Source organism: Pseudoalteromonas sp. BSi20652, from assembly GCF_000239855.1.
Lineage (GTDB): Bacteria > Pseudomonadota > Gammaproteobacteria > Enterobacterales > Alteromonadaceae > Pseudoalteromonas.
Window position 1 is genome coordinate 1 of record NZ_BADT01000043.1, and the last position, 2183, is coordinate 2183.

2 protein-coding genes and 2 pseudogenes are annotated in these 2183 nt (G+C 35.6%); 3 read left to right on the forward strand and 1 reads right to left on the reverse strand.

From position 1 onward, the window contains the following. Positions 1-392 precede the first annotated feature (392 nt). Complete coding sequence (dsbB, locus tag P20652_RS14060) at positions 393-911, forward strand: disulfide bond formation protein DsbB (RefSeq protein ID WP_008166543.1); 519 nt, start codon at positions 393-395, stop codon at positions 909-911. A 5-nt stretch (positions 912-916) separates the two neighbouring features. After that, positions 917-1220, forward strand: a pseudogene (locus tag P20652_RS14055) (DUF6170 family protein). A 10-nt stretch (positions 1221-1230) separates the two neighbouring features. On the opposite strand, the gene P20652_RS14050 reads toward P20652_RS14055, so the two are convergent. Continuing rightward, positions 1231-1527: a helix-hairpin-helix domain-containing protein gene (locus P20652_RS14050; protein ID WP_008166546.1), complete on the reverse strand. Its 297-nt coding sequence runs from the start codon at positions 1525-1527 to the stop codon at positions 1231-1233. A gap of 316 nt (positions 1528-1843) precedes the next feature. On the opposite strand from P20652_RS14050, the pseudogene P20652_RS14045 reads away from it, so the two are divergent. After that, positions 1844-2162 (forward strand): annotated as a pseudogene (locus P20652_RS14045) (YebG family protein). The last annotated feature ends 21 nt before the right edge of the window (positions 2163-2183 follow it).

The window sequence follows — 2183 nt, forward strand, 5'->3', positions numbered from 1 at the left end:
CTTTTCTAAAATATTTGAGTTAAGTTAAATAGATCAATATGCGCGTGCAGCTCATTTTCATGAATATATGCGCAAAGAGTAGTTTGACCAATTAGTTAACTACGATATTTAATCAATCTCAATGACCGCTTCTCCCGCATAGTAGCTTTTTAACACACTGTTTTTATTATTTTACAAGTGGCTCAAACCATTGCCCCATATTCATAAATAAAGCCCAATCACAATCTCAATATGCATAGAAAAATATCACAGAGTATTTCAACATAGCCTTTTATAACACTGGTACGTTGTTTATTTGGTGGATAACTATAAGGCTTTTATCTAACTCTTTTTGTTGCCGCGTACTTTTTCGTGCGTCATAATCAAACGCTTTATTTAATAGCGGACTTTTTATGAACTGGCTTGCGCAATTACCGACTCAACGAACACCTTGGCTTTTATTCACTTCGATTGTTTTTATGCTAGAAGTAACCGCATTGTTTTTTCAATATAAAATGGGTTTAGCGCCCTGCATTATGTGTATTTATCAACGTACCTCGGTATTAGGGTTACTTAGCGCTGGTATTGTTGGTTCAATTAATCCACAAAGTAAAATAATGCGTATAGTTGCTTACAGTGCTTGGGGAGTATCAAGCATTTGGGGGTATTTAATTGCCCGTGAGCACATAGATATGCAAACAACGACAGATCCATTTGCGTTTAGCTGTGAGTTTGAGCCTAATTTCCCATCGTTTATGCCGCTGCATGAATGGATACCAAGCTTTTTTGAAGCCACTGGCGATTGCGGTAACATAGATTGGGAGTTTTTAACGCTCAGCATGCCTGCTTGGATGGAAATTATTTTTGCACTTTTCGCACTTACATTTTTTATTGTATTAGGTAGTCGCTTAATACTAAAAAGAACGGTTTAATAATTATGTTTACTTTTTTTTCTAGTCAACTTAAACAGTTGCAGCATTTAAAAAATACGCGAGAGGCAGCTTGTTATAGCACGTTCTTTATCTTTGTTATCGCCAACCGACCGTGTATTACTGCGTATTATAAAGTTATTACTATTAAGCCCGTTATTTTTAATATTTACACTTTTTGAAGGGTGGATAATTATTCCATTTTTAATATTAGGTGGGCTTTTTTATCCGTTATTAACCGCCCCTATTGATATTAATTTTGCCAGAAAAAACCTAGACGAGGCACTACAACAACATAAAAAGGGCGCTTAGCGCCCTTTTTCTAAAGCTTAACTTTACCCTCTAACTTACCCATCAATTTTTTTCCTATCCCCTTCACTTTGGCTAAATCTTCAAGGCTCGTAAATGCACCATTTTCGTCTCGGTAATTTACAATAGCCTCTGCTTTTTTCTTTCCAATTCCGGGGAGTTTAGCTAACATTTTAGCATCCGCATCATTAATGCTTACCGTCTCGATTTGAGCCATTGATTTGCTCACTTCAGGTAATTGCGCATATGAAGTAGTAACCGGTAGAATGCTTAACAAGCTTGCTATGAGTAAAAGTTTAAACGTTTTCATTTAATCGTCCTTATTGTCCATTTTAGAACATATTTATTTTAATTATTAGGGAAGACCATAAATGACAAACACAAGGCTAGTCACTTTGGAAATACCTAAATGCATTATCACTGTTATCCGAAATCCTTAAAATGCAGCTGGTACAACCAAGTGATATATTAAATAAAGTAAGGTTACTCTTTTTTGTCAAATTTTAGACACTTAAAAATTAACAAGAGAGACTTGCAAATTACACCACAAACCATTACTGTACATAAAAACAGTAATCTAATGGTTTTCATAAACCACATTGCCACGCAAGCTTGCAGGAGAAATCATGGCTGTTGTTGTTAAATATGTTGTAGAACGAAACGGAGTCGAGCGCATGACGTTTACTACTAAAAAAGAAGCTGATGCCTATGATAAAATGCTCGATATTGCAGAGTCACTAGAGCTGATGTTAGAAAAAGTAGATGTGCCACTAAGCGAGCAACAAATTGAGTCACTTGCTTTAGAAATAGCTAAGAGTAAAGATGACTTTATGACCATACTGAAAGGTGGTAAAGATCCGGTTGTTACCAAAGCGCCAGCTAAAAAATAAAAAAGCAGACAACGCTTCCGCTGCCCAAGATAACGATGAGAAAAAAGTAAGCTAAACCGTTTATTAATATATTAAT

Bases quoted from the DNA above. Each gene is read 5' to 3' on its own strand.
- dsbB (WP_008166543.1), top strand. From the start codon at position 393: ATGAACTGGCTTGCGCAATTACCGACTCAACGAACACCTTGGCTTTTA.
- P20652_RS14050 (WP_008166546.1), bottom strand. From the start codon at position 1,527: ATGAAAACGTTTAAACTTTTACTCATAGCAAGCTTGTTAAGCATTCTA.